Origin of the sequence: Mariniflexile maritimum (assembly GCF_009746565.1) — a bacterium.
GTDB classification, from domain to species: domain Bacteria; phylum Bacteroidota; class Bacteroidia; order Flavobacteriales; family Flavobacteriaceae; genus Mariniflexile; species Mariniflexile maritimum.
In genome coordinates, this window is the sequence record NZ_WRPN01000009.1 from 93,971 (window position 1) to 116,859 (window position 22,889).

A 22,889-nucleotide genomic window follows, 5' to 3' on the forward strand; every position below is an offset into this window, starting at 1 on the left:
ATGGAATTTAAACGCGGTAGGTATTCGTGGTTGTTAAGACCTGTATTGATTATATACGATCTTTTTGTTATCAATTACCTTGCGTTTTATTTTTTGAGACTTAATGATGAAAACCTATACTTTTTCTCATCCAAATGGCTCAACGATAAATACTTATTATATGCCCTGTATTCCATCGTCTTATGGCTCATTTCAACCTATTTTTTAAAATTCTATAAAATTTATCGGCACACTTCTGCCTTAAATATCATATCGATTTTATTTAAGCAATTTTTAGTTTATGCGGTAATCGTTTTTGCATTTTTAGGCGTCTTTAGGAGCATAGACATATCAGCCTTCGTAACGTTGCACTATTTGTTTTACTCGTTTGCCGCAATTGGAGTGGTTAAAATAGCTAGTTTTTATGTGCTAAAAACGTTTAGGTTATATTTAAAAGGGAATATTCGAAACGTTATAATAGTAGGCACTGGCGAAGGCATTGATGAACTTAAACAAATTTTCAATACGAAAAAAGAACTTGGGTACAATCTAAAAGGTATTTTTGGAAACACAGCAACTATCAATACAACAGGAACGATTGCCGATAGTTTTCGTTTCTTGGAAAACAATAAAAATATCGATGAAATATACTGCGCAATTGATGAACTATCTGAAAAAGAAGTGAACGAATATGTTAAGTATGCCAATTTGCATCATTGCAATATCAAATTTGTGCCCAATACCTCAAAACTTTATACAAAGCGACTTCGTACAGATTATTATAGCTACGTTCCTGTTTTGTCCATTCAGGAAGGCACATTGAATAATGAAATCAATAAACTTATAAAACGAAGTTTCGATATTGTTTTTTCAATGTTTATAATCATTTTTGTGCTCTCATGGCTAACTGTTATCCTTTTTGTATTGATAAAGCTCGAATCTAAGGGGCCGTTGTTCTACAGGCACAAAAGAAACGGTATTAACTATAAAGAGTTTTATTGCTATAAGTTTAGATCGTTAACTATTACCAAAGAAGTTAAAGGGACTTATGTCAAGCAAGGTGATAACAGGGTAACGGCCATTGGTAAGTTTTTGCGCAAAACCAGTTTTGACGAATTGCCCCAATTCATAAACGTACTAAAGGGCGAAATGAGTGTAGTGGGGCCACGACCGCACATGTTATCTTATACCGATGATTATTCTAAAATAATTGACAAATATAATTTTATCTACCGGCACCATGTAAAACCAGGTATTACTGGTTTGGCTCAAATAAAGGGATATAGAGGTGAAGTTGAAACTGATAATGATATCATTAATAGAGTTAAATACGATATTTTTTACATTGAAAACTGGTCGTTGTTATTGGATTTAAAAATCATCATACAAACATTCATCAATGCTTTGAAAGGCGAGGAAAAAGCTTATTGAACTATTTTGAAACCCTTAGTGTCCGTCATAACGCCCCTATTCAATTCTGAAAATTATATTTCAGAAACCATAAACAGCGTTATCAACCAAACCTATCAAAATTGGGAATTGCTTTTAATTGATGATGGCTCAACCGATAAAACCGTCGAGATAGTTACTAATTTTATGGCCAAAAACCCAAACATAAAACTGCTAAAAAACGATATTAATTTGGGTGCAGCCATTTCAAGAAATAAGGGCATCGATGCGGCCCAAGGTGATTATATAGCGTTTCTGGACGCCGATGATATTTGGAAACCCGAAAAACTACAAGTACAGATCAAATTTATGCAAGCCCAAAATGGCCTTGTTAGTTTTAGCAGCTACGAGCAAATAAACAAATATGGCCAACCGCTCAACTTATTAATAAAGGCATTACCCGAACTTACCTATAAAAAACAGCTAAAAAGCAATTATATAGGCAATTTAACAGGCATGTACAACGCCAAGGTTTTGGGAAAAATAAAAGCACCCAATTTGCGCAAACGGCAAGATTGGTTATTATGGTTAAATGCTATTGAAAAATCGGGAAAACCTGCCATAGGGATTCAAGAATCGTTAGCTTATTACAGGGTTAGAACTGATTCTATGTCTTCCAATAAAATGAATCTCCTTAAACATAATTATTTGGTATATAGAAAAGGTTTGGGGTTTTCAACCTTAAAATCGGTTTACTGTATGCTTGTGTTTTTATATGAACACTTTTTTGTGAAATCAAAACAAGTTGTTTCTACAAGTACGACTTAAATTGTTTTAATTTTCCTCTGTTGGAACGGTCTAACGAAGGTTTTCTTTCAAAAAAAACCATTAAGTTTGGTTCTAAATATTTAGAAATAGCGTTTTTAATATCGGTTAATTTTTCTTCTGAAAGTTCATAAGCACTTGTGTAGCTTATTTTAAACGTATCCAATTTCAACTGTTCAATGATGAATTCTTTTACGTTGCCGTCTTTTTCAATAACGGTTTTAGTAACGTAATAAAAGGTAAGGCCCGCTGCCTTTTTTCCGCTGGGCAACGCCACAATATCGTTGGTTCGGCCAACCAAAGTTTCCAAAATGGGCTTATTTGGCGTACTTTCTTTTGAAAGTTTCCCAATATCGCCCAAATCGTAGCGTATAAACGGGTGGGCTTTGTTGTACAGTGCCGTAATTACAACGCGCCCTTCCTCGCCATAGGGCAATACCTTGTTGTTTTCATCTAAAATTTCAATATACAGATCTTCAGAATTTACAACCCACTCTTTTTCAGCATCTTGAAAGGCTATCAAACCCAATTCGGCAGCGCCATATTCATTAATAACAGCGATACCAAATTGTGTTTCTAAAAGCGTTCTATCTTCAGGAAAAAGCATTTCGGAAGTAACGATACATACTTTTAGTGACGGACAAATAGTTTTTAAAACAATGTTTTTTCGTTGTAAATATTTAGCAAACTGAACAATAGCACTGGTGTAGCCATTAATATATTCAAACCTGGTTGTTTTAAATATGTTGAGGTTTTTTTCAAATTGTGTATCAGTTAAATTAAACACCGAAAACCGATAACGTTTGCTTAAAACATCTTTAAAACGTTCTTTGTAATAGCTTTTTTTATCTAACGGAATGCCATAAAACCGCGCTTGTTTCGAGGTGTTGAAATCCAACCCATACCACCCATATCTATCAATAAAACCCGCCCAAGTTAAAGCATGACAAAATGGGTCTTTAGCAAAAATAAAGGGGTCGCCCGACGATCCGGAGGTTTTATTTACATAACTATTTTTTATTGAAAAACCTTCTGAAAGTCGCTCTGTTAACGGTTGTTGCAATTGGCGCTTGGTCATTACGGGAATGCTGTTCCAATCGGTTGGGTTTGCATTTTGTGCAAGGTTTTTGTAAAAAGGATTGTGCTTTAAATGGTAAGTTACAATCGCTTTTTTTTTTGTTTTTAGATAGTCATTAAAATCATCAGTATCTTGAATGGTTTTCAAAATATGTTTGGCTTTTTCTAATGGAAAGCCTTTAAATTTTAATGAAAGATTGAACAATTTCAAGTTAATGCGTAATTTTTGGTAAAGTAACTAAAAAATAGTCTTGATTTCATGGCATTAATTTTATTTTTGTACTTCATTTAAAAATTAATCAATGAACATTTTAATTCTAGGTCCTGGCGGAAGGGAACATACTTTTGCTTGGAAAATTGCCCAAAGTCCGTTATGCAAAAACTTATTTGTTGCCCCTGGTAACTCAGGAACTGCTGCAATTGCTACCAACGTAAATATTGGTGTAACCGATTTTGGTGCCATTAAAAACCTAGTATTAGACAAAAAAATCGATATGGTCGTTGTAGGGCCGGAAGACCCTTTGGTACTTGGCGTGCACGATTATTTTTTAAACGATGATGCCATTAAGCACGTAAAAGTGATTGGCCCGCAAAAGGCCGCGGCCGCTTTGGAAGGCAGCAAGGAATTTGCAAAGGAGTTTTTATTCCGTCACAACATACCAACGGCAGCTTATGAAAGTTTTACCAAAGAAACCGTTGAAAAAGGCTATACGTTTTTGGAAACGTTAAATCCGCCCTATGTTTTAAAAGCTGATGGTTTGGCGGCAGGCAAAGGGGTTGTTATTTTAAATGATTTGGAGGAAGCCAAAGCTGAATTGAAAAGCATGCTGGTCGATTCTAAATTTGGGAATGCAAGCTTAAAAGTGGTTGTTGAAGAATTCTTGGATGGTATCGAATTGAGTTGTTTTGTGTTGTCCGATGGTGAAAACTACAAAATATTACCAACCGCCAAAGATTATAAACGTATTGGCGAAGGCGATACGGGCTTAAATACGGGCGGTATGGGTGCCGTTTCACCAGTGCCATTTGCAACCGATGAATTTCTGGAAAAAATTGAGGAACGTATCGTAAAACCAACTATTGCCGGGTTTAAAAAAGATAACTTGCCCTATGTGGGCTTTGTGTTTATTGGGTTGATAAAAGTAGGCAACGACCCCAAAGTTATTGAATATAATGTGCGCATGGGCGACCCCGAAACGGAAGTGGTTTTACCAAGAATAAAAAACGATTTTGTTGAAATCCTGCTGGCCATGGCAAACGGAACGCTGGATAAAATAACCATTGAAATTGATGAGCGTGCCGCAACAACCATCATGTTGGTTTCTGGTGGCTATCCGGAAGAATATGAAAAAGGCAAGGAAATAACAGGTATCGAAGCCATCCATGATTCTATCCCTTTTCATGCCGGTGCACAATTGGAACACGGAAAAGTGCTAACCTCTGGTGGTCGTGTTATGGCCATAACTTCCTATGGAAACAACTATCAAGAGGCCATAAAAAAATCTTACCAAAGTATAGAAAAACTACATTTTGATAAGATGTATTATCGAAAGGATATTGGGTTCGATCTATAAATACGAATGAGACGTTATGCTCTTGTTTTCTTCTTTATTGTCGTTATACTTTTTTAATTGTAACATCCAATAAACAAAGGCCGCAAACCCGATAATCATAAAAATCCACGAAATGATATTTGCCATAAACCAACTTGTAAGCTCTAAAGTTCTTAAAGCATCAAAAGGTGCAAAAAGAACGTTTACGAATAAATCCTCTATGGCGTAAAAAAAATCTTTCATAAGTACTATTTGTTGTTTTCTAACCGGTTATTGTTAGTATATTTACCAAGCAAAAATACAAAAACAGTTAATGATAACAAGCATTTTTAATAAATCTAAACCAATAAATTTTATTATTGTTTTTTTTATCACGGCACTGGCATTTATTACAGCTAGAACGGGGCTTTTGGATAATCCCATGGCATTAGGCATCATGTTTAAGCAACTGGCGGTGTTTGCCATTTGCATCATCACAATTTTGTTGTTTGATTTCATCATAACCAAAAACAGTTTAACCAAAAGCAACAATTACGAGATTTTGCTTTTTAGTTTGTTCCTGTTAACCCTCGTGCAAACAACAAACAACACGCATATTCTATTATCCAACTTTTTTTTGCTGTTGGCACTTAGGCGAATTATGAGCTTAAGTTCGCAAAAAAGTGTAAAGAGCAAACTTTTCGATGCCGCGTTGTGGGTAGCCGTGGCATCGGTATTTTATTTTTGGGCCATCCTATTTTTTGCGGCCGTTATTTTAAGTTTGATTTTATATACCGATAACAACATACGCCATTGGGTGCTGCCTTTTTTGGGTGTGGGCACCGTTTTGGTTATCGCAATGAGTGTTTCTATACTATGTTATGGCGATTATTTTGAAATATCAAAAGAATCGCAAAGTATTAGTTACGATTTTAGCCCCTATAATTCCGTTAAGTTTTTAGTGGCCATAACCATGCTGCTGTCTTTCGGTATTTGGTCGTCCATTTTCTATTTACAGAACATCAAAAAGAAGAAAAAAGCATCTAGGGCATCATTCAAAATGGTTATTATTGTTGCTGTTATCGCCTTTATATTGGTATTGCAGGCACCCAAAAAAAATGGCAGCGAATTTTTGTTTTTGTTTGCGCCATTGGCAATAATTATTACCAATTACATCGAAACCATTGAAGAAAAATGGTTTAAGGAAGTGTTTCTTGCGGTTTTGATGCTATTGCCTTTTGTGCTATTAGTGTTGTAGTTTGCTGCCATAGGCCAAATCGCCGGCATCTCCAAGCCCAGGAACAATATAGCTTTTTTCATCAAGTTCATCGTCAATGGCGGCAATCCATAAATGTACGGTATCGGCAACGTGTTTTTCAACAAAGGCAACACCTTCCTTAGTGCCAATAACGCTTACCAAATGTACCTCTTTGGGGGTTCCATACGGTTTTAAGGCTTCATAAGTAGCCAACATCGAGCGTCCTGTTGCCAACATGGGGTCGGCTAGGATAAGTGTTTTGTTGGTTAAGTTCGGACAAGCTAAGTATTCAACAACAATCTCAAAATTTTCAGGGTCGTTGCCGTGGTGCCGGTATGCCGAAATAAAAGCGTTTTCGGCGGTATCAAAATAATTGAGTAACCCATTATGCAACGGGATGCCCGCTCTTAAAATGGAACATAAAACAAGGTCGTTTTCCATTAATTCAATATTACACAATCCTAATGGGGTTTGAATGGCATGCGGTTTGTGGTTAAAAACCTTGCTCATTTCATACCCTAAAATTTCACCAATACGCTCAATGTTGCGTCTAAATCGCATCCGGTCTTTTTGGATGCTTACATCTCTAATTTCTGAAATAAACCTGTTCAATATTGAATTTTGATTGGAAATAGTATGGATATGCATAAAATACAAGGTGTTTTTGGAACGTAAAGTTAGCGAAATTGAAGCATATTTTAGGGCAACGTTTTTTAAAATGGCAAATCATAAAAGCAACATAGCATGTTATCCTTATAATTTGTGTAAATTTACGTCTCAAAAATTAAAAAAATCAATAGATCATGTTTACAAGCAAAGCCAATAAAATATTTCAAGCTGTTATTGAAAAATATCACATAATCAACACCGTAGATCAGCCATTTGTTAACGCTTACGCGGAAAGCGATTTACTAGAACATTTATTGTACAGAAAGTGTTGGATTGATACCGTACAATGGCATTATGAAGATATTATTCGCGACCCACAGATTGACCCCGTTGCTGCCTTAACCTTAAAGCGCCAAATTGATGCTTCCAACCAAGACAGAACCGATATGGTGGAATATATTGATAGTTATTTTTTAGAAAAATATAAGCATGTTACGCCAAAACCAAATGCCACCATCAACACCGAGAGTCCTGCTTGGGGCGTCGATAGGTTGTCTATCCTGGCCCTAAAAATATACCACATGCATGAAGAGGCCACACGTACTGATGCTACCGATGCCCACCGTGCAGCTTGCCAAAAAAAATTGGATATTTTGTTGGAACAACGGGTTGATTTGAGCACGGCCATTGATACCTTGTTAAGCGATATCGAGAAAGGCGATAAGTACATGAAAGTGTATAAGCAAATGAAAATGTATAACGATGAGGAGTTAAACCCCGTATTGCGTTCACAAAAATAAATGCCCGCAAAAGTAGGAACCTCATCTTAAGCGTTTCGTTTAAATGTCTAAGCAGTCAAAACACCTTCTCGTCATCCGTCTTTCAGCCATGGGCGATGTGGCTATGGTTGTGCCTGTGCTACGGGCCTTTGCGCAGCAATACCCCCATGTAAAAATAACTGTTTTAACCAGAGCGTTTTTTAAACCGTTTTTCAGGGATTTGCCTCAGGTTTCGGTGTTTCCTGCTGAAGTACGTGGAAAGCATAAAGGCATATTCGGACTTTTTAAACTTTCAAAGGAATTAAAAAATTTGGAAATTGATGCGGTTCTCGATTTACATAATGTGCTTAGAACTAATATGTTGAAATATTTTTTCTTCGGAAAACCTTTCCTTCAAATTGATAAGGGCCGAAGGGAAAAGAAAGCATTGGTGTCGGGTGAAATTTTTCAACAACTTAAAACAACGCATCAACGTTATGCCGATGTATTTGATAATTTGGGTTTCAAGATAGATGTGTCTAAACCCGTTTTTCCCAAGCCCAGACCTTTAAACAATACCCTTTTGGGCATTATTAAAAAAGATGCCCAAAAATGTATTGGTATAGCCCCTTTTGCTGCCCACGAAAGCAAAATGTACCCGTTGGATTTGATGGAGCAGGTAATAAAAACCCTTTCAAAAACGTATAGAATCATTTTGTTTGGTGGCGGAAAACGCGAAACGCACCTTTTAAATGGCATTGAAGACACCTTTGAGAATGTTGTGAACCTTGCCGGAAAACTCTCTTTGGATGAAGAGTTGGATGTCATCTCAAATTTAGATGTAATGCTTGCCATGGATTCTGGGAACGCCCATTTGGCGGCCATGTTAGGCGTAAAAGTGGTGACCATTTGGGGCGTAACGCATCCGTTTGCTGGGTTTGCACCTTTTAACCAACCATTCGATTATGCCCTATTATCAGATAGAAGCAAATTCCCGAAAATCCCAACATCCATTTATGGAAATAAGTATCCAGAAAATTACAAACAAGCTTCTGGAAGTATATCGCCAGAAACGGTTATTGAAAAAATTAAGTCTTTAATTCCTGCATAGGCAGAAATCTTTTAGTAAAAACCGCGGTATTAAAGTTTTCTAGCCTTATTCGTGAAATTTCTGTTTTCGTGCAACAAAAAAAATTCCCTTTGGCTTCGGGGCTTTTAAACATCATCATAATCTACCACAATCGTTGGGGTAGTTGGATGTGCCTGACAGGTAAGTATCAAGCCAGATGCCACTTCTTTTTCGGTTAAAATATTGTTTTGCCGCATGGTTACTTCGCCTTCTTTTAAACGGGCCAAACAACTGCTGCAAATACCGCCTTGGCAAGAGTAGGGGGCATCAATATCTTCATCCAAGGCCGCTTCTAAAACCGATTGCTTTTGCGACATTTCAAAGGTTGTGGTTTCGTCATCAACCGTAAGGGTAACTGTGGTGGTTCCAGAAACCGATATTTTATCGGCAACCTCTAAAGGTTTTGCTGCTTTAAAAAGTTCAAAATGAATGCGGTTTTCATCAATGCCGTTATCGGTCAGTACGTCTTTTACCGTATGGATCATGGCTTCGGGGCCACATAAATAAAAGGCATCAACCTCAATATGTTTGTGCTTATTAAGCATCACATAGTTTACGGTGCTTTTTTCAATGCGACCAAAAATGGAATCGTCCTTATCTTGTTGGCTGAACACAAATTGAATGGAAAACCGGTCTTTGTAACGATGCTGAAGCTCTAAAAGTTCGTTTAAAAACATGGTGTCTTCGGTCGATTTGTTCCCATAAACCAAAATAACCTTGCTATGTATTTCTTCTTCCAAAGCACATTTTATAATGCTTAAAATGGGTGTAATGCCACTTCCGGCCGCAAAAGCTGCAATGTTTTTGGTTTTGGAATCGTTGGGTTCAAATACAAAACGGCCTTTAGGTGGTGCCACTTCAAGCACATCGCCCGCTCGTAATTTATAATTGGCGTACGATGAAAACAAACCATCGTGCACTACTTTTACCGCAATTTTAAGTTCGCCGCTTTTTGGGGGTTCGCATAATGAATAGTCGCGGCGCACCTCGTTGCCGTTAAGGTTGGCTTTTAAGGTAATATATTGGCCAGCTTTAAAAGTAAAGGCTTCTTTTAAATGTTCTGGCACATTAAAAGCGATACTTATGGCTTTATTAGCTTCTTTTTTTATATTTTTAATCGAAAGTTTGTGGAATGTTGACATGTATTAATTTTTGACAAAAATAGTAAAGTTGATTTGTTAATTTTAACTTTGCCTGTAACAAATAGTTAAAAGGAGTACTAATTAATGGAATTCTTCAAACAAATAACAATTAATAATTTATAAAAATGAAAAAAATTTTACTAGTAGGTCTATTTATGGTTGCCATGGCGGCACAAGCACAGGAATCAGCCGAATTTAAGGCGGAAACCATTGAGTTCATTAAATTAACTGGCGCAGGAAAAGCCTTTGAAAATGCCATTGATCAAATTGGATACAATGTTGCTGAAACCAATAAAGAAGCCTACAATAAAGACGCTAACGCCACTTTAGAAGGGTTGTACAGTAAAATGGCCGAACTTTACATGAATGAATTTACCCAAAGCGAAATTAAAGAGTTGGTCGCTTTTTACCATACCGATTTAGGAAAAAAATTAGCAGAAAAACAATTGGGCCTTACCCAAAAAGCCATGGGTTTAGGACAAGCTTGGGGCATGGAAGTGAGCCAAATTGCCCAAAAATATAACTAACCCTTACCATGGTTAAACATTTTATAAGTTTAGAGTGGAAATCTTTTTTTAGGTCGGCAAGTTTTGGAAAAAGTATTGGCATAAAAATATTTATGGCGTTTATAGCGCTTTATTTTACTGCCATTTTTTTGTTTCTGGGTTTTTTTATGTTTAAAATCCTTAAAGAAGTGTTTCCCAATCAAGATCCGTTTGTTGTTTTTAACGGCTTGTTGTTTTTTTGGGTTTTAGCCGATTTAATAATTAGGTTTTTCTTCCAAAAGCTCCCAACCATGCAAGTTAAGCCTTTATTGGCTTTGCCTGTAAAGCGAAAAAACATAGTTAATTATGTGTTGGGCAAATCGCTTATGGCTTTCATAAATTTTTTGCCTTTATTTGCTATCATCCCATTTGGCATTACTTTAATGCTTAACGGGTACGCCCTAAGTAACATGCTGGTATGGATGCTTACTTTAGTGCTAATGGTGGTAATAAACAACTACCTTAATTTCATTATTGAAAGTATTTCTGCTGAAACTGAATTGGCCTTTTTGCCCATGTTAATAGGTGTTGCCGTTCTTTTTGGGTTAAACCACTATCAAATTATCAATATTTCCGAAGGTCTTTCAAAGGGCGTTAGGGCTATTTCAGAAAATCCGGTGTGGCTGGTCGTTCCTTTCGCGATGGTAGCGGCTTTATATGCTTTTAATTTTAAAATTTTAAAAAATAAATTGTTTCTGGACAGTGGCTTAAAAGAAAAGGTTGCCGAAATAAGTACATCAAATTTAGAGTGGACAAAAAATTTTGGTGCCATTGCGCCCTTTATGCAGTTGGACTTAAAATTGATTTGGCGAAATAAACGTAGTAAATCCTCCGTATGGATAGTTTTAATGGGATTGCTTTACGGATTGTTTTTTTACCCCCAACCAACTTATCAAAGCATGCCTTGGTTTTTTGTGTTTATAGGTGTTTTTTCAACGGGCATTTTCTTGATAAACTTCGGCCAGTTTATTCCGGCCTGGGATAGTAGTTATTACAAGCTGTTAATGAGCCAGAACATAAAGTACGAGCAATACCTGCAATCTAAATTTACTTTAATGGCGCTAAGTGTTGCCATTTTGTTTATTCTTGGAATTCCGTATGTTTTTTTTGGATGGAAAATTTTGCTGGCTCATTTTGTTGCGGCCATTTATAACATAGGTGTTAACACACATGTTATTTTATATGGCGGTTCTTTCAACAGAAAAAAGATAGACCTAAGCCAAAAAGCGGCCTTCAATTACCAAGGCACGGGTGCCGTGCAATGGCTTTTAGGCATTCCGTTGCTGCTCATTCCTATGGGCATTTTTGCGTTGTTCTATTTTCTAGTGGGTTTTGAAGTGGCTTGTTTGGTTTTGGCAAGTCTGGGCATTGCAGGAATTGTGTTCCATCAAAAACTCATGAAAGGTATTACGGCAAAATATTTACAATCAAAATACAAGATGATTGATGCATTCAATCAAAACAACTAACACAAAAACACCATGATACATACATCAAACTTATCAAAAAAATACAATGCCAATTTGGTTTTAAACATCCCGTCGCTAGCTATTCCAAAAGGGCAAAGTTTTGGGCTTGTAGGCAATAACGGCGCGGGAAAAACCACGTATTTTAGTCTGCTTTTAGATTTAATTCAGCCCACAACGGGTTCTATAAAAAACAACAACATTCCAGTACATGAAAGCGAAAATTGGAAACCATTTACATCGTCTTTTATTGATGAAAGTTTTTTAATTGGCTACCTAACCGCTGAAGAGTATTTTTATTTCGTGGGTGAATTGCGTAACCAAAACAAAGCGGATGTTGACAAACTTTTGGCCGGTTTTGAAGATTTTTTCCATGGCGAAATTTTAAAACAGAAAAAATACCTGCGCGATTTAAGTAAAGGCAACCAAAAAAAAGTGGGCATTGTTGCTGCTTTAATAGGAAATCCTGAAGTGATTATTCTGGATGAACCTTTTGCCAATTTAGATCCCACAACACAAATTCGTTTAAAGGGCATCATTAAAAATTTAACCGAAAAACAAGCGGTTACGGTGTTAATTTCCAGTCACGATTTAATGCACATTACCGATGTGTGCGAACGTATTGTAGTACTGGAAAAGGGCGAAATTGTTAAAGATTTGGCCACCAACGCCGCCACGTTAAAAGAATTGGAGGCGCATTTTTCTGGGGCAGTTGTTGTTTAGTTTTAGGTCGCAGTCGCAGTTGCAGTTTTTGTCTTGACGCTCACCTTCCGTCAATTTTCAACTTCGCGATTTTGCTTGCCAAAATTAATATTCAATGGTGGTCGCAGTTTTCAGCTAAAACAACCTCTGCGAATTTCGGCGAAAGCTCCACCGAACAGCCACGGACTACCATTCTGCCCTCTCTTTTCAACCAAAAGTCCCTTCATTTTATGGGTTAATGAAAAAAGATGCTTATTTTTACCTGCTTTCATACTATAAGCACAAAAATTTAGTTATTTTATTACACTAAAAATACCAGCATTGAAACGACCTGTTATCGCAACATTTATTATAGCAACTGCACTTATTTTAAGTTGTTCTAGGAAGAAAGACAAATTCATAAACCGAAACTTCCACGCAGTTACTGCGGAATTTAATGCGCTTTACAATGGCTACAATGCCTTGGAAGCAGGCCGAAACAGCTTAAATGCGAGCTATTTTGATAATTATTGGGATGTGTTGCCCATCGAGCGCATGCAAATTTCCGAGGAAATTGTGCTTCCCGGACAATCAAAAAACGACAATTTCACCACTGCCGAGGAAAAAGCCGTTAAAGCCATCCAAAAACACAGCATTTCCATTGATGGCAAAGAAAAAAACCCCCAAATCGATGAAGCCTATTTGCTTTTAGGGAAAGCCCGCTATTTCGATCAACGGTTTGTGCCCGCCTTGGAAGCCTTCAATTTCATTCTTTACAAATATCCAGCCAGCGACAAGATTAACCAAGCAAAGATTTGGCGTGAAAAAACCAATATCCGATTGGATAATGACGCGCTAGCCATAAAAAACCTTAAGCGTTTATTAAAACAGGAAGAACTAAAAGACCAAGATTTGGCAGATGCTACCTCCATGTTGGCGCAGGCATACCTTAACACAAAATCGGTCGATAGCGCCATTACCCAGCTTGAAATAGCCTCAAACGCTACAGAAAACGATGACGAGCGTGGGCGTTACCGTTTTATACAAGGACAATTATACAACGAATTAGGAAAAAAGGATAGCGCAAATTTTGCTTTTGATAAAGTTATTGAGCTAAACCGCAAAACCCCAAGAATCTACATGATTAGCGCCGAAATAGAAAAAATAAAAAATTTCGATTATCAAAACGGCAACAAATTTGAAGTACTGGAACGACTTACAGAACTCGAGGAAAATCGCGAGAACCGGCCGTTTTTAGATAAAATTTACCACCAAAAAGCAGCGTATTTTCTACACAATAAATCCGATTCCTTGGCCATACGCTATTTCAATAAATCCTTGCGAACCAATTCCAACGACAACATTCTTAAAGCCAAAAACTACGAGATTCTTGGCGACATGAATTTTGATAAATCCCTTTACAGGGAAGCGGGCAATTATTATGATAGCACCATGACCCACCTAGCGGAAAACTCCAAACCCTACCGCACCATAAAGCGCAAACGCGATAATTTAGAGGATGTTATTTTTTATGAAGCCGTTGCCAAGGTAAACGACAGTATCCTGTATTTGGTAAATTTGCCCGAAACCGACAGGGTTGCTTATTTTGAAACATTTATTGAAAAACTAAAAGTGAAGGCCGAAGAAGCCAAACAACAAGCCGAAGCCGCCGAACGCAATACCGGGTTGGCAACGGTTAACAAAAACCTGGTTGACAAACAACGCCAAAACATTGGCACGCCACAACAAACGGCCATGTTCTATTTTTATAATCCAACCACCGTGGCCTATGGTAAAAATGAGTTTGTTAAAATTTGGGGCGATCGCATGTTGGAAGACGATTGGCGATGGAGCAATAAATCAAAAGCTTCATCCATAAACGCAATTGAAAACAACGTAGCTTTAGCGGGCGCTTCGGAAGACGAACTGTTCGACCCGCAGTTTTACATTTCCAAAATCCCTACCGAAGCAAAAGAAATTGATAGCATTTCCAAAGAACGGAATTACGCATATTATCAATTGGGGCTCATCTATAAAGAGAAGTTTAAGGAATACGAGTTGGCAAAAAACAAATTTCAAGATTTACTAAAAAGCAACCCCGAGGAACGCTTGATTCTTCCTTCAAAATACAATTTGTACAAAATCTATGAGCAATTGGGCAATACCGATGAAGCATCAATCGCTAAAGCCGATATTGTTACCAACTATCCGGAAACGCGGTATGCCACTATTTTGAACAATCCTGAAGCCACTTCGGAAAAAGATGAAAACAGTCCTGAAAGTTTGTATGAATCACTGTATCAGCAATTTGAAAGGCAGGAATATATGGCGGTTATCTCAAAAAGCGAGGCATATATCCAACAATTTGATGGCGATCCCATAGTATCAAAGTTAGAGCTTTTAAAAGCTACGGCCACAGGCAGGTTGTATGGTTTGGAGGCTTACGGTAAGGCCATTAATTACGTTGCCATTACCTATGCCAACACGCCCGAGGGCAAACAGGCGCAAGATATTGAAGCCAACGTGTTGCCAAAATTGGGAAGTTCAGAGTTTATAAAGGCAAACGACAGCATTTCTAACCAATATAAAGTGGTTTTTAAGTTTGAAAACCCCAAGCCACAGCAAGTGGAAACTTTTAAAAACACCTTGGATAAGGCACTTGAAAACATTAAATACCATAAATTAACGGCATCGGTGGATGTGTATAGCCCAAGTACAACCTTCGTAATCGTGCATGGATTAAAAAATGCCCAAATAGCCAATACCTTCGACCAATTATTAACGAAAGACGATAAGAAAAAAATTAAGGAACCTTACTTTACAATAACCTCAAACAATTATCAGATCATACAAATCCATAAAAATTTGGATGCGTATCTAAGTACCATATATAACCCCAAATAACCTACATTATGTTCTCTGACAACAAAAAAGACAAACACGCCGTAGAAGCTGCCTCTAGCCAAAATATTATTTCGCAGGGCACCAAAATAGTGGGCGATTTAACCAGCGAAGGCGATTTTAGAATAGATGGCACCGTGGAAGGCACTATTAAAACCCATGGTAAGTTGGTAATAGGAAAAACCGGTTTCATTAAAGGCTCGTTGCAAGGTACCGATGCTTATTTTGAAGGTAAGTTTTCGGGAAAACTGGCTTTATCCGGCACCCTAACATTAAAATCGACCGCCCATTTAGAAGGGGAAGTGGTTGCAGGCAAACTAGCTGTGGAACCGGGTGCTACCTTCAATGTAAAATGCAATATGAAGGGTACCGTAAAAGAAATGAGCAAAGATGGACAACAACAAGCAGAAGAAACCGGGAAAACAGCTTAAAAATGCTGTTGTTTTAACGGGAATTGCTTTTCAAATGGGCATTACCATCTATTTATTTGTGCTGTTGGGCAAATGGTTGGATTCAAAATATGCCGATGGCGGTAAATTATTTCTAATTGTGGGCACATTACTTGGTGTGGCCATTTCCTTATATGTTGTGTTACAGCAATTAAAGAAGTTTAATGATTGATGAGAAAACTTTTAATTGTAAATATCCTAACCATACTGGGCGTTTCCATTAGTTCTTATTTTATATATGTGTGGATTTTACAATATACCAAAACCGATGTCCTTAAAAGCCAAATCATACTAGCGTATGTAATAAATACCATATTGGCAATTGCTATTATGTGCGCCTTATTTGCATTTAGAAAAAAATTCAAGGATTTGTTGGGTTTTGTTTTTATGATGGGCAGTTTTGTAAAGTTCGCGTTCTTTTTTGTCGTTTTTTATCCAACCTACCATTCCGATGGCATCATAACGCGGCAGGAATTTCTGTCTTTTTTCGTGCCATACGTTATTTGTTTAATCGCCGAAACCTTAACTTCCATAAGGCTTCTCAACCGATTGGATGCGAAATAATAGGTAATAAATTGTGCTTGTAAATAATGTGAAATTTTGTTTTTTGATTTTAAGATAAAAACATACCTTTGCACGGATTTTTAGCCCACTATTAATTACATGATATGCAAAACATAATGTCATTAAAAAGATTCTGCTTCTTATTCATATTTGTAACCGCCTTTGCCCATGCAAACGAAGAAACAAAACCTGAGGCAGGAGATCTTAAAACTGAAATAAAGGAATATATAAGCCACCACTTGCTTGATACGCACGATTTTGGGTTGTATTCTTATGTAAATGATGCTGGTGAACATATTCATATTGGCTTTCCGCTTCCGGTAATTTTATGGGATAATGGCCTTCAAGTCTTTTCGTCGTCTAAACTAAACCATGGCGAATCGGTAGCAGAGGTAAATGGCAATTACTACAAGTTATATCACGGAAAAATTTATAAAACAAATGCTGAAGGTGAAATTCGGTATGATGAGCACCACCATGCCGCAAACTACAAGCCTTTAGATTTTTCAATTACAAAAAACGTATTGGTCATTTTTTTAGTGGGTTTGTTGATATTCTTCATGTTTGGAAGAATGGCCAAATCGTATAAAAATGATGCCTTGCCAAAAGGAATGGGCCGATTATTAGAGCCTATTGTTCTGTACATTCGCGACGACATTGCCATACCTAATATTGGCAAGAAGCATTATAAGCGTTACATGAGCTTTTTATTAACCGTATTCTTTTTCATCTGGATAATTAATTTATTGGGCTTAACACCACTGGGCGTTAACGTAACGAACAATATTGCCGTAACCTTTGCGTTGGCATTACTAACATATTTAATCACCACATTTACAGCTAATAAAAATTATTGGGGCCACATTTTCTGGATGCCAGGTGTGCCGTGGCCCATGAAAATTATTTTAGCGCCCATAGAATTATTAGGAACATTCATTAAACCATTCTCGTTATTAATCCGTTTGTATGCAAATATTACGGCAGGACATATTGTATTGATGAGTATTATAGGATTAATGTTTATTTTTAAAAACTGGTTAGGAAGCTCGTTATCGTTTGGTCTAGCGTTTGTGCTGGCCCTACTAGAGCTTTTGGTGGCGGCTTTACAGGCTTATATTTTTACAATGTTATCGGCATTGTACTTTGGTTCGGCTGTAGAAGAGCATCATCACGACAGCCATTAAATGGCAGTTTTTTTCATTTTAACATAAATGAAAATATAAATTGAGTGTTTAATTTTTAATATATATATTATGACTATTCCAAACATTGTAGGAGCTGGTTTAATTGTTATCGGTGCCGGTATTGGTATTGGTAGAATTGGTGGACAAGCTATGGAAGCTATTGCTCGCCAACCAGAAGCCTCAGGAAAAATCCAAACTGCTATGCTTATTGCAGCAGCACTTATTGAAGGTATTGGATTTGCTGCGTTATTTGCAGCCTAAAAAACCAAAAACAGCTATAACGGTTGGTTATAGCTGTTTTTTAAATTAAAAATTAATTCGTATCTAATATAAAACATATAAATGGAAAAATTAATTGAACAATTTTCATTAGGGTTATTCTTCTGGCAACTGGTATTATTTGTTGTATTGGTTTTATTGTTGAAAAAGTTTGCTTGGAAACCAATTCTTGATGCGGTTGAAAAAAGAGAAGAAGGCATTAAAGGCGCCCTAGAGTCGGCTGAAAAAGCAAAATTGGACATGCAAAACCTGCAGGCCGATAACCAAAAATTATTAAAGGAAGCAAGGGCTGAGCGCGAGGAAATGCTAAAGGAAGCACGAGATATCAAAAATAAAATGATTGAAGACGCTAAAGGTGAAGCCCAAGCACAGGCTAACAAAATGATAGCACAGGCTCAATCGGCTATTGAAAGCGAAAAGAAAGCAGCCATTGCCGAACTAAAAACGCAAGTGGCAAACCTTTCAATTGACATTGCCGAAAAAGTAATTCGCGAAGAATTATCCAACAAGGACAAACAAGAAAAATTGGTTGCTTCCATGTTAGGTGAAGCTAAATTAAACTAAAAAAATTCAGAATTCAGAATTCCGAATTCAAAATCATTAGAATATGGCAGGAGCAAGAGCAGCAATACGTTACGCAAAAGCGGTATTAAGTTTAGCAACCGATCGTGGAACGGCCGACACGGTGAATAACGATATGAAGCTAATTGTTGATACCATCGCTCAAAACAAAAACCTAAGCGACACGCTTCAAAGTCCGGTAATAGGCGCAACAACCAAAAAAACAATTTTATTGGAAGTGTTCAAAAACACCAATAAAACAACCCTAAGCTTATTGGAAACCTTGGCGGCAAACAATAGAATTGCTATTTTAGGCGACGTTGCTTCTAAGTACAGCCAATTATTCGACCAGTCCAAGGGCATTCAACTAGCAACCGTAACCACGGCTGTACCCTTAACCGATGCCTTAAAACAACAAGTACTGGCAAAAGCAAAAGAACTTACCGGAAAAGATATTGAGGTACAGGGCATTGTTGATGAAAATATTATTGGCGGTTTCATTTTACGTGTTGGCGACATCCAATACAATGCAAGTATTGCAAACCAATTGAATAAATTAAAAAGAGAATTTACGTTAAACTAAAATGATTTAGAATTTAAAATTCTGAATTTAAAATTAATAAAAATGGCAGAAGTAAAACCAGCTGAAATTTCAGCAATCTTAAAGCAACAACTATCCGGTTTCGAGGCAAGCGCTTCATTGGATGAAGTTGGAACTGTTTTAACCGTAGGTGATGGTATTGTACGTGCTTATGGATTGGCAAACGCACAATATGGTGAGTTAGTTGAATTCGATGGCGGATTGGAAGGCATTGTTCTTAACCTTGAGGAAGATAACGTTGGTATTGTATTGTTAGGGGTTTCAAAAAAAATCAGTGAAGGCTCAACAGTAAAACGTACAGGTAGAATCGCTTCCATTAAAGTAGGCGAAGGCATTGTAGGACGTGTGGTGGATACCTTAGGAAACCCCATCGATGGTAAAGGCCCAATTGCTGGCAAAACCTACGAAATGCCATTGGAGCGTAAAGCGCCAGGGGTTATTTTCCGTGAACCCGTAACCGAACCGTTACAAACCGGTATCAAATCAATCGATGCCATGATTCCTGTTGGTCGTGGCCAGCGTGAGTTGGTAATTGGCGACCGTCAAACTGGAAAAACCACCGTTTGCATCGATACCATCTTAAACCAAAAAGAATTTTACGATGCGGGCAAGCCGGTGTATTGTATCTATGTTGCTGTTGGGCAAAAAGCATCAACAGTTGCAAATATCGCCAAGACCCTAGAAGATAGAGGGGCGTTGGCCTATACTACCATTGTTGCCGCAAATGCATCCGATCCTGCACCCATGCAAGTATATGCGCCTATGGCAGGAGCTGCTATTGGCGAATATTTTAGAGATTCGGGGCGTCCGGCATTAATTATTTATGACGATCTATCAAAACAAGCCGTTGCTTACCGTGAGGTATCGTTATTGTTGCGTCGTCCACCAGGGCGTGAGGCGTATCCCGGAGACGTGTTTTACTTACACTCCCGTTTGCTGGAGCGCGCCGCAAAAATAATCAACAATGATGGCATTGCTAAAAACATGAACGACCTTCCAGATTCGTTGAAACCTTTAGTTAAAGGTGGCGGTTCGTTAACGGCATTACCAATTATTGAAACACAAGCGGGCGACGTTTCTGCATATATCCCAACAAACGTAATTTCCATCACCGATGGACAGATTTTCTTGGATGGCGATTTATTCAATTCGGGAGTTCGTCCAGCTATTAACGTAGGTATCTCGGTATCGCGTGTGGGTGGTAATGCACAAATTAAGTCCATGAAAAAAGTGGCGGGTACCTTAAAATTAGACCAAGCGCAATACCGCGAGCTAGAGGCATTTGCAAAATTTGGTTCCGATCTGGATGCGGTAACCTTAAACGTAATCAATAAAGGAAAACGCAATGTTGAAATTTTAAAACAGGCACAAAACGACCCCTATAAAGTTGAAGATCAGGTAGCTATAATCTATGCTGGCTCCAAAAACTTATTAAAGGATGTTCCTGTTGAAAAAGTAAAGGAATTTGAACGCGATTATATAGAATTCCTAACAGCAAAACATGCAACGGTTTTAGCCGAATTAAAGGCAGGTAAATTAACGGATGAAATTACCGATACATTAACAGCCGTAGCTAAAGACTTATCAGCTAAATACAAAGCATAAAAAGTTATGAGTTCAGAGTTATGAGTTCAGAGTGTTATACCATTCTTGATACTCATAACTCTAAACTGATAACTCATAACTAGAAGAAATGGGTTTAAACGAAAGTCCTATAAGGATTAAGAGCTTCGAATTTGCCTGTGAAATAGTTAAATATTGTGATAAGTTAAAAGAACAAAAGGATTTTGAATTAGCTTCTCAATTATTAAAAAGCGGAACCAGTATTGGAGCAAATACTAGGGAAGCACAAAGAGGGGTTAGCGCAAAGGATTTTAAAAATAAGTTTGGTATTGCTCTTAAAGAAGCTGATGAAACTAAATATTGGTTAGAATATTAGAAGCAACCGGAAGAGAAGTATCAAAAGAAATGAAGAATAAGTGTGAGGGGTTAATTAGAATTTTGGTAGCAATCATTAAAAACTCATAACTCAGCACTCATAACTCATAACTTGAAACATGGCCAACTTAAAAGAAATACGCAATAGAATAGCATCGGTTTCTTCAACCATGCAAATTACCAGTGCCATGAAAATGGTATCGGCTGCAAAACTAAAAAAAGCACAAGATGCCATTACGGCTATGCGACCTTATGCCAATAAGTTAACCGAGCTTTTACAAAGTTTAAGTGCCACCTTGGATGCCGATTCTGGAAGTAAATTTTCAACACAGCGTGAAATAAAAAAGGTTTTAATCGTTGCAATTACCTCCAATAGAGGTTTGGCGGGCGCATTTAATTCAAATATCATCAAGGAAGTAAACAGGCTAACCACAAAAACCTATGCGAACCAAGAAGTATCTTATGTAGCAATAGGTAAAAAGGCCAATGATGCTTTTAAGAAATCAAACAGGGTAATTGCCAATGAAAGCGCGATCTATGAAGATTTAAACTTCGAGAATGTTGCTGAAATTGCAAAAATGCTAATGGATAAATTTGTTTTTGGTGAGTTCGATAAAATTGAAATTGTTTACAATAAATTTAAAAATGCCGCAACCCAAGAGATTATGGTTGAACAATTTTTGCCCATTGTTCCCGTTGCAGGAAGCGTAAACACCAATGCAGATTATCTGTTTGAACCATCAAAACTGGAAATTGTTGAGCAATTAATTCCTAAGTCATTAAAAACCCAATTGTATAAAGCAATAAGGGATTCCTTTGCCAGTGAGCACGGTGCACGTATGACCGCCATGCACAAAGCAACCGATAACGCCACCGAGTTACGCGACCAACTTAAATTAACCTATAACAAAGCACGTCAAGCAGCCATAACCAACGAAATCTTGGAAATTGTTGGTGGTGCGGAAGCCTTAAGTAGCTAATACTATGCTGAATTTATTTCAGTACCTTATTTAATAACATTAAGCCTCATGTATTTGAGGCTTTTTTACGTGCTAATATTTAAAAAAAATCGACAAAATACAAATTAACAAGGTGAAGCGGTAGTTTCTTGGTTTTATTCGTACATTGTTTGAACCTGTTTAATACCTTTGTATTTGTTTTTAACTTAACCTAAATTTACTATGAAAAAAAAATTACTTCTTAACTTTAACTTTGGCATTTTTAATTTTTGTTTATCATGCTGAAGCACAAACATTAACATTTGCCTCGGATGCAGGAAATTTATGGAATGATGGTATTGCTATGGATGGAGAAGGTGGTTCTACAAATATTCCAGGTTTATCAATTCAGATTTATAACGTAGATGCTTCATTAAATAATATCAATAAAATGGAATGGTATTCAAATGTAGATTTGGCTACTAATAATGGCTTTAACGGCATAACAACTTTTAATTTTACCGGGGATGCAAGTTTTAAAGGTCAAATTATTAAAGAAACCGCAGGCTTAGAATTTCAAATTAACGGCTTTGGTTGGTACGATTGGGGTAACAATAATAGTCAACCTATGACAGTTACTGGTTTTAAAGATGGAGCGCAAGTTGCCATAACAACGTTTGTTGGCAATAATAATCCTAGTAGTATTTATGTTTCGCTAAATTCAGATTTTGATAACGTTGATGAGGTTAGAATTTTAACTACTTCGGGCACAACATATCCTTCAATAAATAATATAGAAATTGCAGGCGCTGTTTTAAATACGGAAGCACATGCAGTAGCTGACTTAAAAATAATTGCTAAAAACAAAAAATTTATATCCAATTCTAAAGATGTTGTTATTGAAGTATATAGCATATTAGGACAAAAAATGAAAAATGAAAATTTACTGTCGGGTATTTATCTTGTAAAAGTCACTTTAAAAAATGCTAAGTCAATAGTTCTTAAAAGGTATTTATAGTTAGGCTAGAAATCAATAAAAAAGTCTCATAATCTATGAGGCTTTTTTATTTTTAGTGTTTATTTT

24 protein-coding genes and 1 pseudogene are annotated in these 22,889 nt (G+C 37.1%); 21 read left to right on the plus strand and 4 right to left on the minus strand.

The features are described from left to right. Nucleotides 1–1,410 carry an exopolysaccharide biosynthesis polyprenyl glycosylphosphotransferase gene (locus GQO80_RS12135; RefSeq protein WP_157208632.1) on the plus strand — a complete coding sequence of 470 codons (1,410 nt, stop codon included), beginning with the start codon at nucleotides 1–3 and terminating at the stop codon, nucleotides 1,408–1,410. Nucleotides 1,411–1,416: 6 nt separating this feature from the next. Next, complete coding sequence (locus GQO80_RS12140) at nucleotides 1,417–2,196, plus strand: glycosyltransferase family 2 protein (protein ID WP_157208633.1); 780 nt, start codon at nucleotides 1,417–1,419, stop codon at nucleotides 2,194–2,196. Here GQO80_RS12140 and GQO80_RS12145 read toward each other — a convergent pair. Next, complete coding sequence (locus GQO80_RS12145) at nucleotides 2,180–3,481, minus strand: phenylacetate--CoA ligase family protein (RefSeq protein ID WP_157208634.1); 1,302 nt, start codon at nucleotides 3,479–3,481, stop codon at nucleotides 2,180–2,182. The two genes, GQO80_RS12140 and GQO80_RS12145, sit on opposite strands and share 17 nt — an antisense overlap. A 91-nt stretch (nucleotides 3,482–3,572) precedes the next feature. On the opposite strand from GQO80_RS12145, the gene purD reads away from it, so the two are divergent. After that, nucleotides 3,573–4,844: a phosphoribosylamine--glycine ligase gene (purD, locus tag GQO80_RS12150; RefSeq protein WP_157208635.1), complete on the plus strand. Its 1,272-nt coding sequence runs from the start codon at nucleotides 3,573–3,575 to the stop codon at nucleotides 4,842–4,844. Here purD and GQO80_RS12155 read toward each other — a convergent pair. Then, the gene (locus GQO80_RS12155) at nucleotides 4,839–5,066 is read right to left on the minus strand and encodes a DUF6341 family protein (protein ID WP_157208636.1); all 228 of its coding nucleotides are present in this window, start codon (nucleotides 5,064–5,066) and stop codon (nucleotides 4,839–4,841) included. The two genes, purD and GQO80_RS12155, sit on opposite strands and share 6 nt — an antisense overlap. A gap of 70 nt (nucleotides 5,067–5,136) precedes the next feature. Here GQO80_RS12155 and GQO80_RS12160 point away from each other — a divergent pair, with 70 nt between their 5' ends. Further along, nucleotides 5,137–6,060, plus strand: coding sequence for a DUF6427 family protein (locus tag GQO80_RS12160; protein ID WP_157208637.1), 924 nt, complete (start codon nucleotides 5,137–5,139; stop codon nucleotides 6,058–6,060). On the opposite strand, the gene upp is transcribed toward GQO80_RS12160, so the two are convergent. Next, nucleotides 6,049–6,708, minus strand: a complete 660-nt coding sequence (gene upp / locus GQO80_RS12165) for a uracil phosphoribosyltransferase (RefSeq protein ID WP_157208638.1) — start codon at nucleotides 6,706–6,708, stop codon at nucleotides 6,049–6,051. The genes GQO80_RS12160 and upp overlap by 12 nt on opposite strands. 155 nt (nucleotides 6,709–6,863) lie before the next feature. Between upp and GQO80_RS12170 the strand changes: the two genes are divergently transcribed. Both GQO80_RS12170 and GQO80_RS12175 read left to right on the plus strand, forming a co-directional pair. After that, nucleotides 6,864–7,469, plus strand: coding sequence for a DUF4254 domain-containing protein (locus GQO80_RS12170; RefSeq protein WP_157208639.1), 606 nt, complete (start codon nucleotides 6,864–6,866; stop codon nucleotides 7,467–7,469). A gap of 43 nt (nucleotides 7,470–7,512) precedes the next feature. Continuing rightward, nucleotides 7,513–8,538 (plus strand): glycosyltransferase family 9 protein, encoded by a 1,026-nt coding sequence (locus GQO80_RS12175; RefSeq protein ID WP_232333175.1) that lies wholly within the window; start codon nucleotides 7,513–7,515, stop codon nucleotides 8,536–8,538. Between the two features lie 104 nt (nucleotides 8,539–8,642). On the opposite strand, the gene GQO80_RS12180 is transcribed toward GQO80_RS12175, so the two are convergent. Next, entirely contained in the window at nucleotides 8,643–9,698 is a 1,056-nt protein-coding gene (locus tag GQO80_RS12180) for a ferredoxin--NADP reductase (protein WP_157208640.1), read from the minus strand. 125 nt (nucleotides 9,699–9,823) lie between these two features. Between GQO80_RS12180 and GQO80_RS12185 the strand changes: the two genes are divergently transcribed. The 15 genes and pseudogenes from GQO80_RS12185 (at nucleotide 9,824) to GQO80_RS12255 (ending at nucleotide 22,823) form a co-directional block, all read left to right on the plus strand. Further along, the gene (locus tag GQO80_RS12185; protein ID WP_157208641.1) at nucleotides 9,824–10,225 is read left to right on the plus strand and encodes a DUF2059 domain-containing protein; all 402 of its coding nucleotides are present in this window, start codon (nucleotides 9,824–9,826) and stop codon (nucleotides 10,223–10,225) included. A gap of 8 nt (nucleotides 10,226–10,233) precedes the next feature. Further along, nucleotides 10,234–11,712, plus strand: coding sequence for a DUF5687 family protein (locus GQO80_RS12190; RefSeq protein ID WP_157208642.1), 1,479 nt, complete (start codon nucleotides 10,234–10,236; stop codon nucleotides 11,710–11,712). 12 nt (nucleotides 11,713–11,724) lie between these two features. Then, the gene (locus GQO80_RS12195) at nucleotides 11,725–12,432 is read left to right on the plus strand and encodes an ABC transporter ATP-binding protein (protein WP_157208643.1); all 708 of its coding nucleotides are present in this window, start codon (nucleotides 11,725–11,727) and stop codon (nucleotides 12,430–12,432) included. 300 nt (nucleotides 12,433–12,732) lie between these two features. Then, the gene (gene porW / locus GQO80_RS12200) at nucleotides 12,733–15,294 is read left to right on the plus strand and encodes a type IX secretion system periplasmic lipoprotein PorW/SprE (RefSeq protein WP_232333176.1); all 2,562 of its coding nucleotides are present in this window, start codon (nucleotides 12,733–12,735) and stop codon (nucleotides 15,292–15,294) included. An 8-nt stretch (nucleotides 15,295–15,302) separates the two neighbouring features. Continuing rightward, nucleotides 15,303–15,722 carry a bactofilin family protein gene (locus GQO80_RS12205; RefSeq protein WP_157208645.1) on the plus strand — a complete coding sequence of 140 codons (420 nt, stop codon included), beginning with the start codon at nucleotides 15,303–15,305 and terminating at the stop codon, nucleotides 15,720–15,722. Then, the gene (locus tag GQO80_RS12210; protein ID WP_157208646.1) at nucleotides 15,682–15,912 is read left to right on the plus strand and encodes an AtpZ/AtpI family protein; all 231 of its coding nucleotides are present in this window, start codon (nucleotides 15,682–15,684) and stop codon (nucleotides 15,910–15,912) included. The genes GQO80_RS12205 and GQO80_RS12210 overlap by 41 nt, the downstream gene beginning before the upstream one ends. Further along, nucleotides 15,912–16,304, plus strand: a complete 393-nt coding sequence (locus tag GQO80_RS12215) for a hypothetical protein (RefSeq protein ID WP_157208647.1) — start codon at nucleotides 15,912–15,914, stop codon at nucleotides 16,302–16,304. The genes GQO80_RS12210 and GQO80_RS12215 overlap by 1 nt, the downstream gene beginning before the upstream one ends. A gap of 116 nt (nucleotides 16,305–16,420) precedes the next feature. Continuing rightward, entirely contained in the window at nucleotides 16,421–17,488 is a 1,068-nt protein-coding gene (gene atpB / locus GQO80_RS12220; RefSeq protein ID WP_232333177.1) for a F0F1 ATP synthase subunit A, read from the plus strand. A 69-nt stretch (nucleotides 17,489–17,557) separates the two neighbouring features. Next, complete coding sequence (gene atpE, locus GQO80_RS12225) at nucleotides 17,558–17,749, plus strand: ATP synthase F0 subunit C (protein ID WP_162880152.1); 192 nt, start codon at nucleotides 17,558–17,560, stop codon at nucleotides 17,747–17,749. A gap of 81 nt (nucleotides 17,750–17,830) precedes the next feature. Continuing rightward, complete coding sequence (locus GQO80_RS12230) at nucleotides 17,831–18,331, plus strand: F0F1 ATP synthase subunit B (protein WP_157208649.1); 501 nt, start codon at nucleotides 17,831–17,833, stop codon at nucleotides 18,329–18,331. A 43-nt stretch (nucleotides 18,332–18,374) separates the two neighbouring features. Next, nucleotides 18,375–18,911, plus strand: coding sequence for an ATP synthase F1 subunit delta (gene atpH / locus GQO80_RS12235; RefSeq protein ID WP_157208650.1), 537 nt, complete (start codon nucleotides 18,375–18,377; stop codon nucleotides 18,909–18,911). Nucleotides 18,912–18,953: 42 nt separating this feature from the next. Then, on the plus strand, nucleotides 18,954–20,534 hold the full coding sequence (gene atpA, locus GQO80_RS12240) for a F0F1 ATP synthase subunit alpha (protein ID WP_157208651.1): 1,581 nt from the start codon (nucleotides 18,954–18,956) through the stop codon (nucleotides 20,532–20,534). Nucleotides 20,535–20,622: 88 nt separating this feature from the next. Next, nucleotides 20,623–20,957 (plus strand): annotated as a pseudogene (locus GQO80_RS12245) (four helix bundle protein). Between the two features lie 29 nt (nucleotides 20,958–20,986). Then, nucleotides 20,987–21,847: an ATP synthase F1 subunit gamma gene (atpG, locus tag GQO80_RS12250; RefSeq protein ID WP_157208652.1), complete on the plus strand. Its 861-nt coding sequence runs from the start codon at nucleotides 20,987–20,989 to the stop codon at nucleotides 21,845–21,847. 232 nt (nucleotides 21,848–22,079) lie between these two features. Then, complete coding sequence (locus GQO80_RS12255; protein ID WP_157208653.1) at nucleotides 22,080–22,823, plus strand: hypothetical protein; 744 nt, start codon at nucleotides 22,080–22,082, stop codon at nucleotides 22,821–22,823. The last annotated feature ends 66 nt before the right edge of the window (nucleotides 22,824–22,889 follow it).

Bases quoted from the DNA above. Each gene is read 5' to 3' on its own strand.
- GQO80_RS12135 (WP_157208632.1), top strand. From the start codon at position 1: ATGGAATTTAAACGCGGTAGGTATTCGTGGTTGTTAAGACCTGTATTG.
- purD (WP_157208635.1), top strand. From the start codon at position 3,573: ATGAACATTTTAATTCTAGGTCCTGGCGGAAGGGAACATACTTTTGCT.
- GQO80_RS12155 (WP_157208636.1), bottom strand. From the start codon at position 5,066: ATGAAAGATTTTTTTTACGCCATAGAGGATTTATTCGTAAACGTTCTT.
- GQO80_RS12160 (WP_157208637.1), top strand. From the start codon at position 5,137: ATGATAACAAGCATTTTTAATAAATCTAAACCAATAAATTTTATTATT.
- upp (WP_157208638.1), bottom strand. From the start codon at position 6,708: ATGCATATCCATACTATTTCCAATCAAAATTCAATATTGAACAGGTTT.
- GQO80_RS12170 (WP_157208639.1), top strand. From the start codon at position 6,864: ATGTTTACAAGCAAAGCCAATAAAATATTTCAAGCTGTTATTGAAAAA.
- GQO80_RS12175 (WP_232333175.1), top strand. From the start codon at position 7,513: ATGTCTAAGCAGTCAAAACACCTTCTCGTCATCCGTCTTTCAGCCATG.
- GQO80_RS12180 (WP_157208640.1), bottom strand. From the start codon at position 9,698: ATGTCAACATTCCACAAACTTTCGATTAAAAATATAAAAAAAGAAGCT.
- GQO80_RS12185 (WP_157208641.1), top strand. From the start codon at position 9,824: ATGAAAAAAATTTTACTAGTAGGTCTATTTATGGTTGCCATGGCGGCA.
- GQO80_RS12190 (WP_157208642.1), top strand. From the start codon at position 10,234: ATGGTTAAACATTTTATAAGTTTAGAGTGGAAATCTTTTTTTAGGTCG.
- GQO80_RS12195 (WP_157208643.1), top strand. From the start codon at position 11,725: ATGATACATACATCAAACTTATCAAAAAAATACAATGCCAATTTGGTT.
- GQO80_RS12205 (WP_157208645.1), top strand. From the start codon at position 15,303: ATGTTCTCTGACAACAAAAAAGACAAACACGCCGTAGAAGCTGCCTCT.
- GQO80_RS12210 (WP_157208646.1), top strand. From the start codon at position 15,682: ATGGACAACAACAAGCAGAAGAAACCGGGAAAACAGCTTAAAAATGCT.
- GQO80_RS12215 (WP_157208647.1), top strand. From the start codon at position 15,912: ATGAGAAAACTTTTAATTGTAAATATCCTAACCATACTGGGCGTTTCC.
- atpB (WP_232333177.1), top strand. From the start codon at position 16,421: ATGTCATTAAAAAGATTCTGCTTCTTATTCATATTTGTAACCGCCTTT.
- atpE (WP_162880152.1), top strand. From the start codon at position 17,558: ATGACTATTCCAAACATTGTAGGAGCTGGTTTAATTGTTATCGGTGCC.
- GQO80_RS12230 (WP_157208649.1), top strand. From the start codon at position 17,831: ATGGAAAAATTAATTGAACAATTTTCATTAGGGTTATTCTTCTGGCAA.
- atpH (WP_157208650.1), top strand. From the start codon at position 18,375: ATGGCAGGAGCAAGAGCAGCAATACGTTACGCAAAAGCGGTATTAAGT.
- atpA (WP_157208651.1), top strand. From the start codon at position 18,954: ATGGCAGAAGTAAAACCAGCTGAAATTTCAGCAATCTTAAAGCAACAA.
- atpG (WP_157208652.1), top strand. From the start codon at position 20,987: ATGGCCAACTTAAAAGAAATACGCAATAGAATAGCATCGGTTTCTTCA.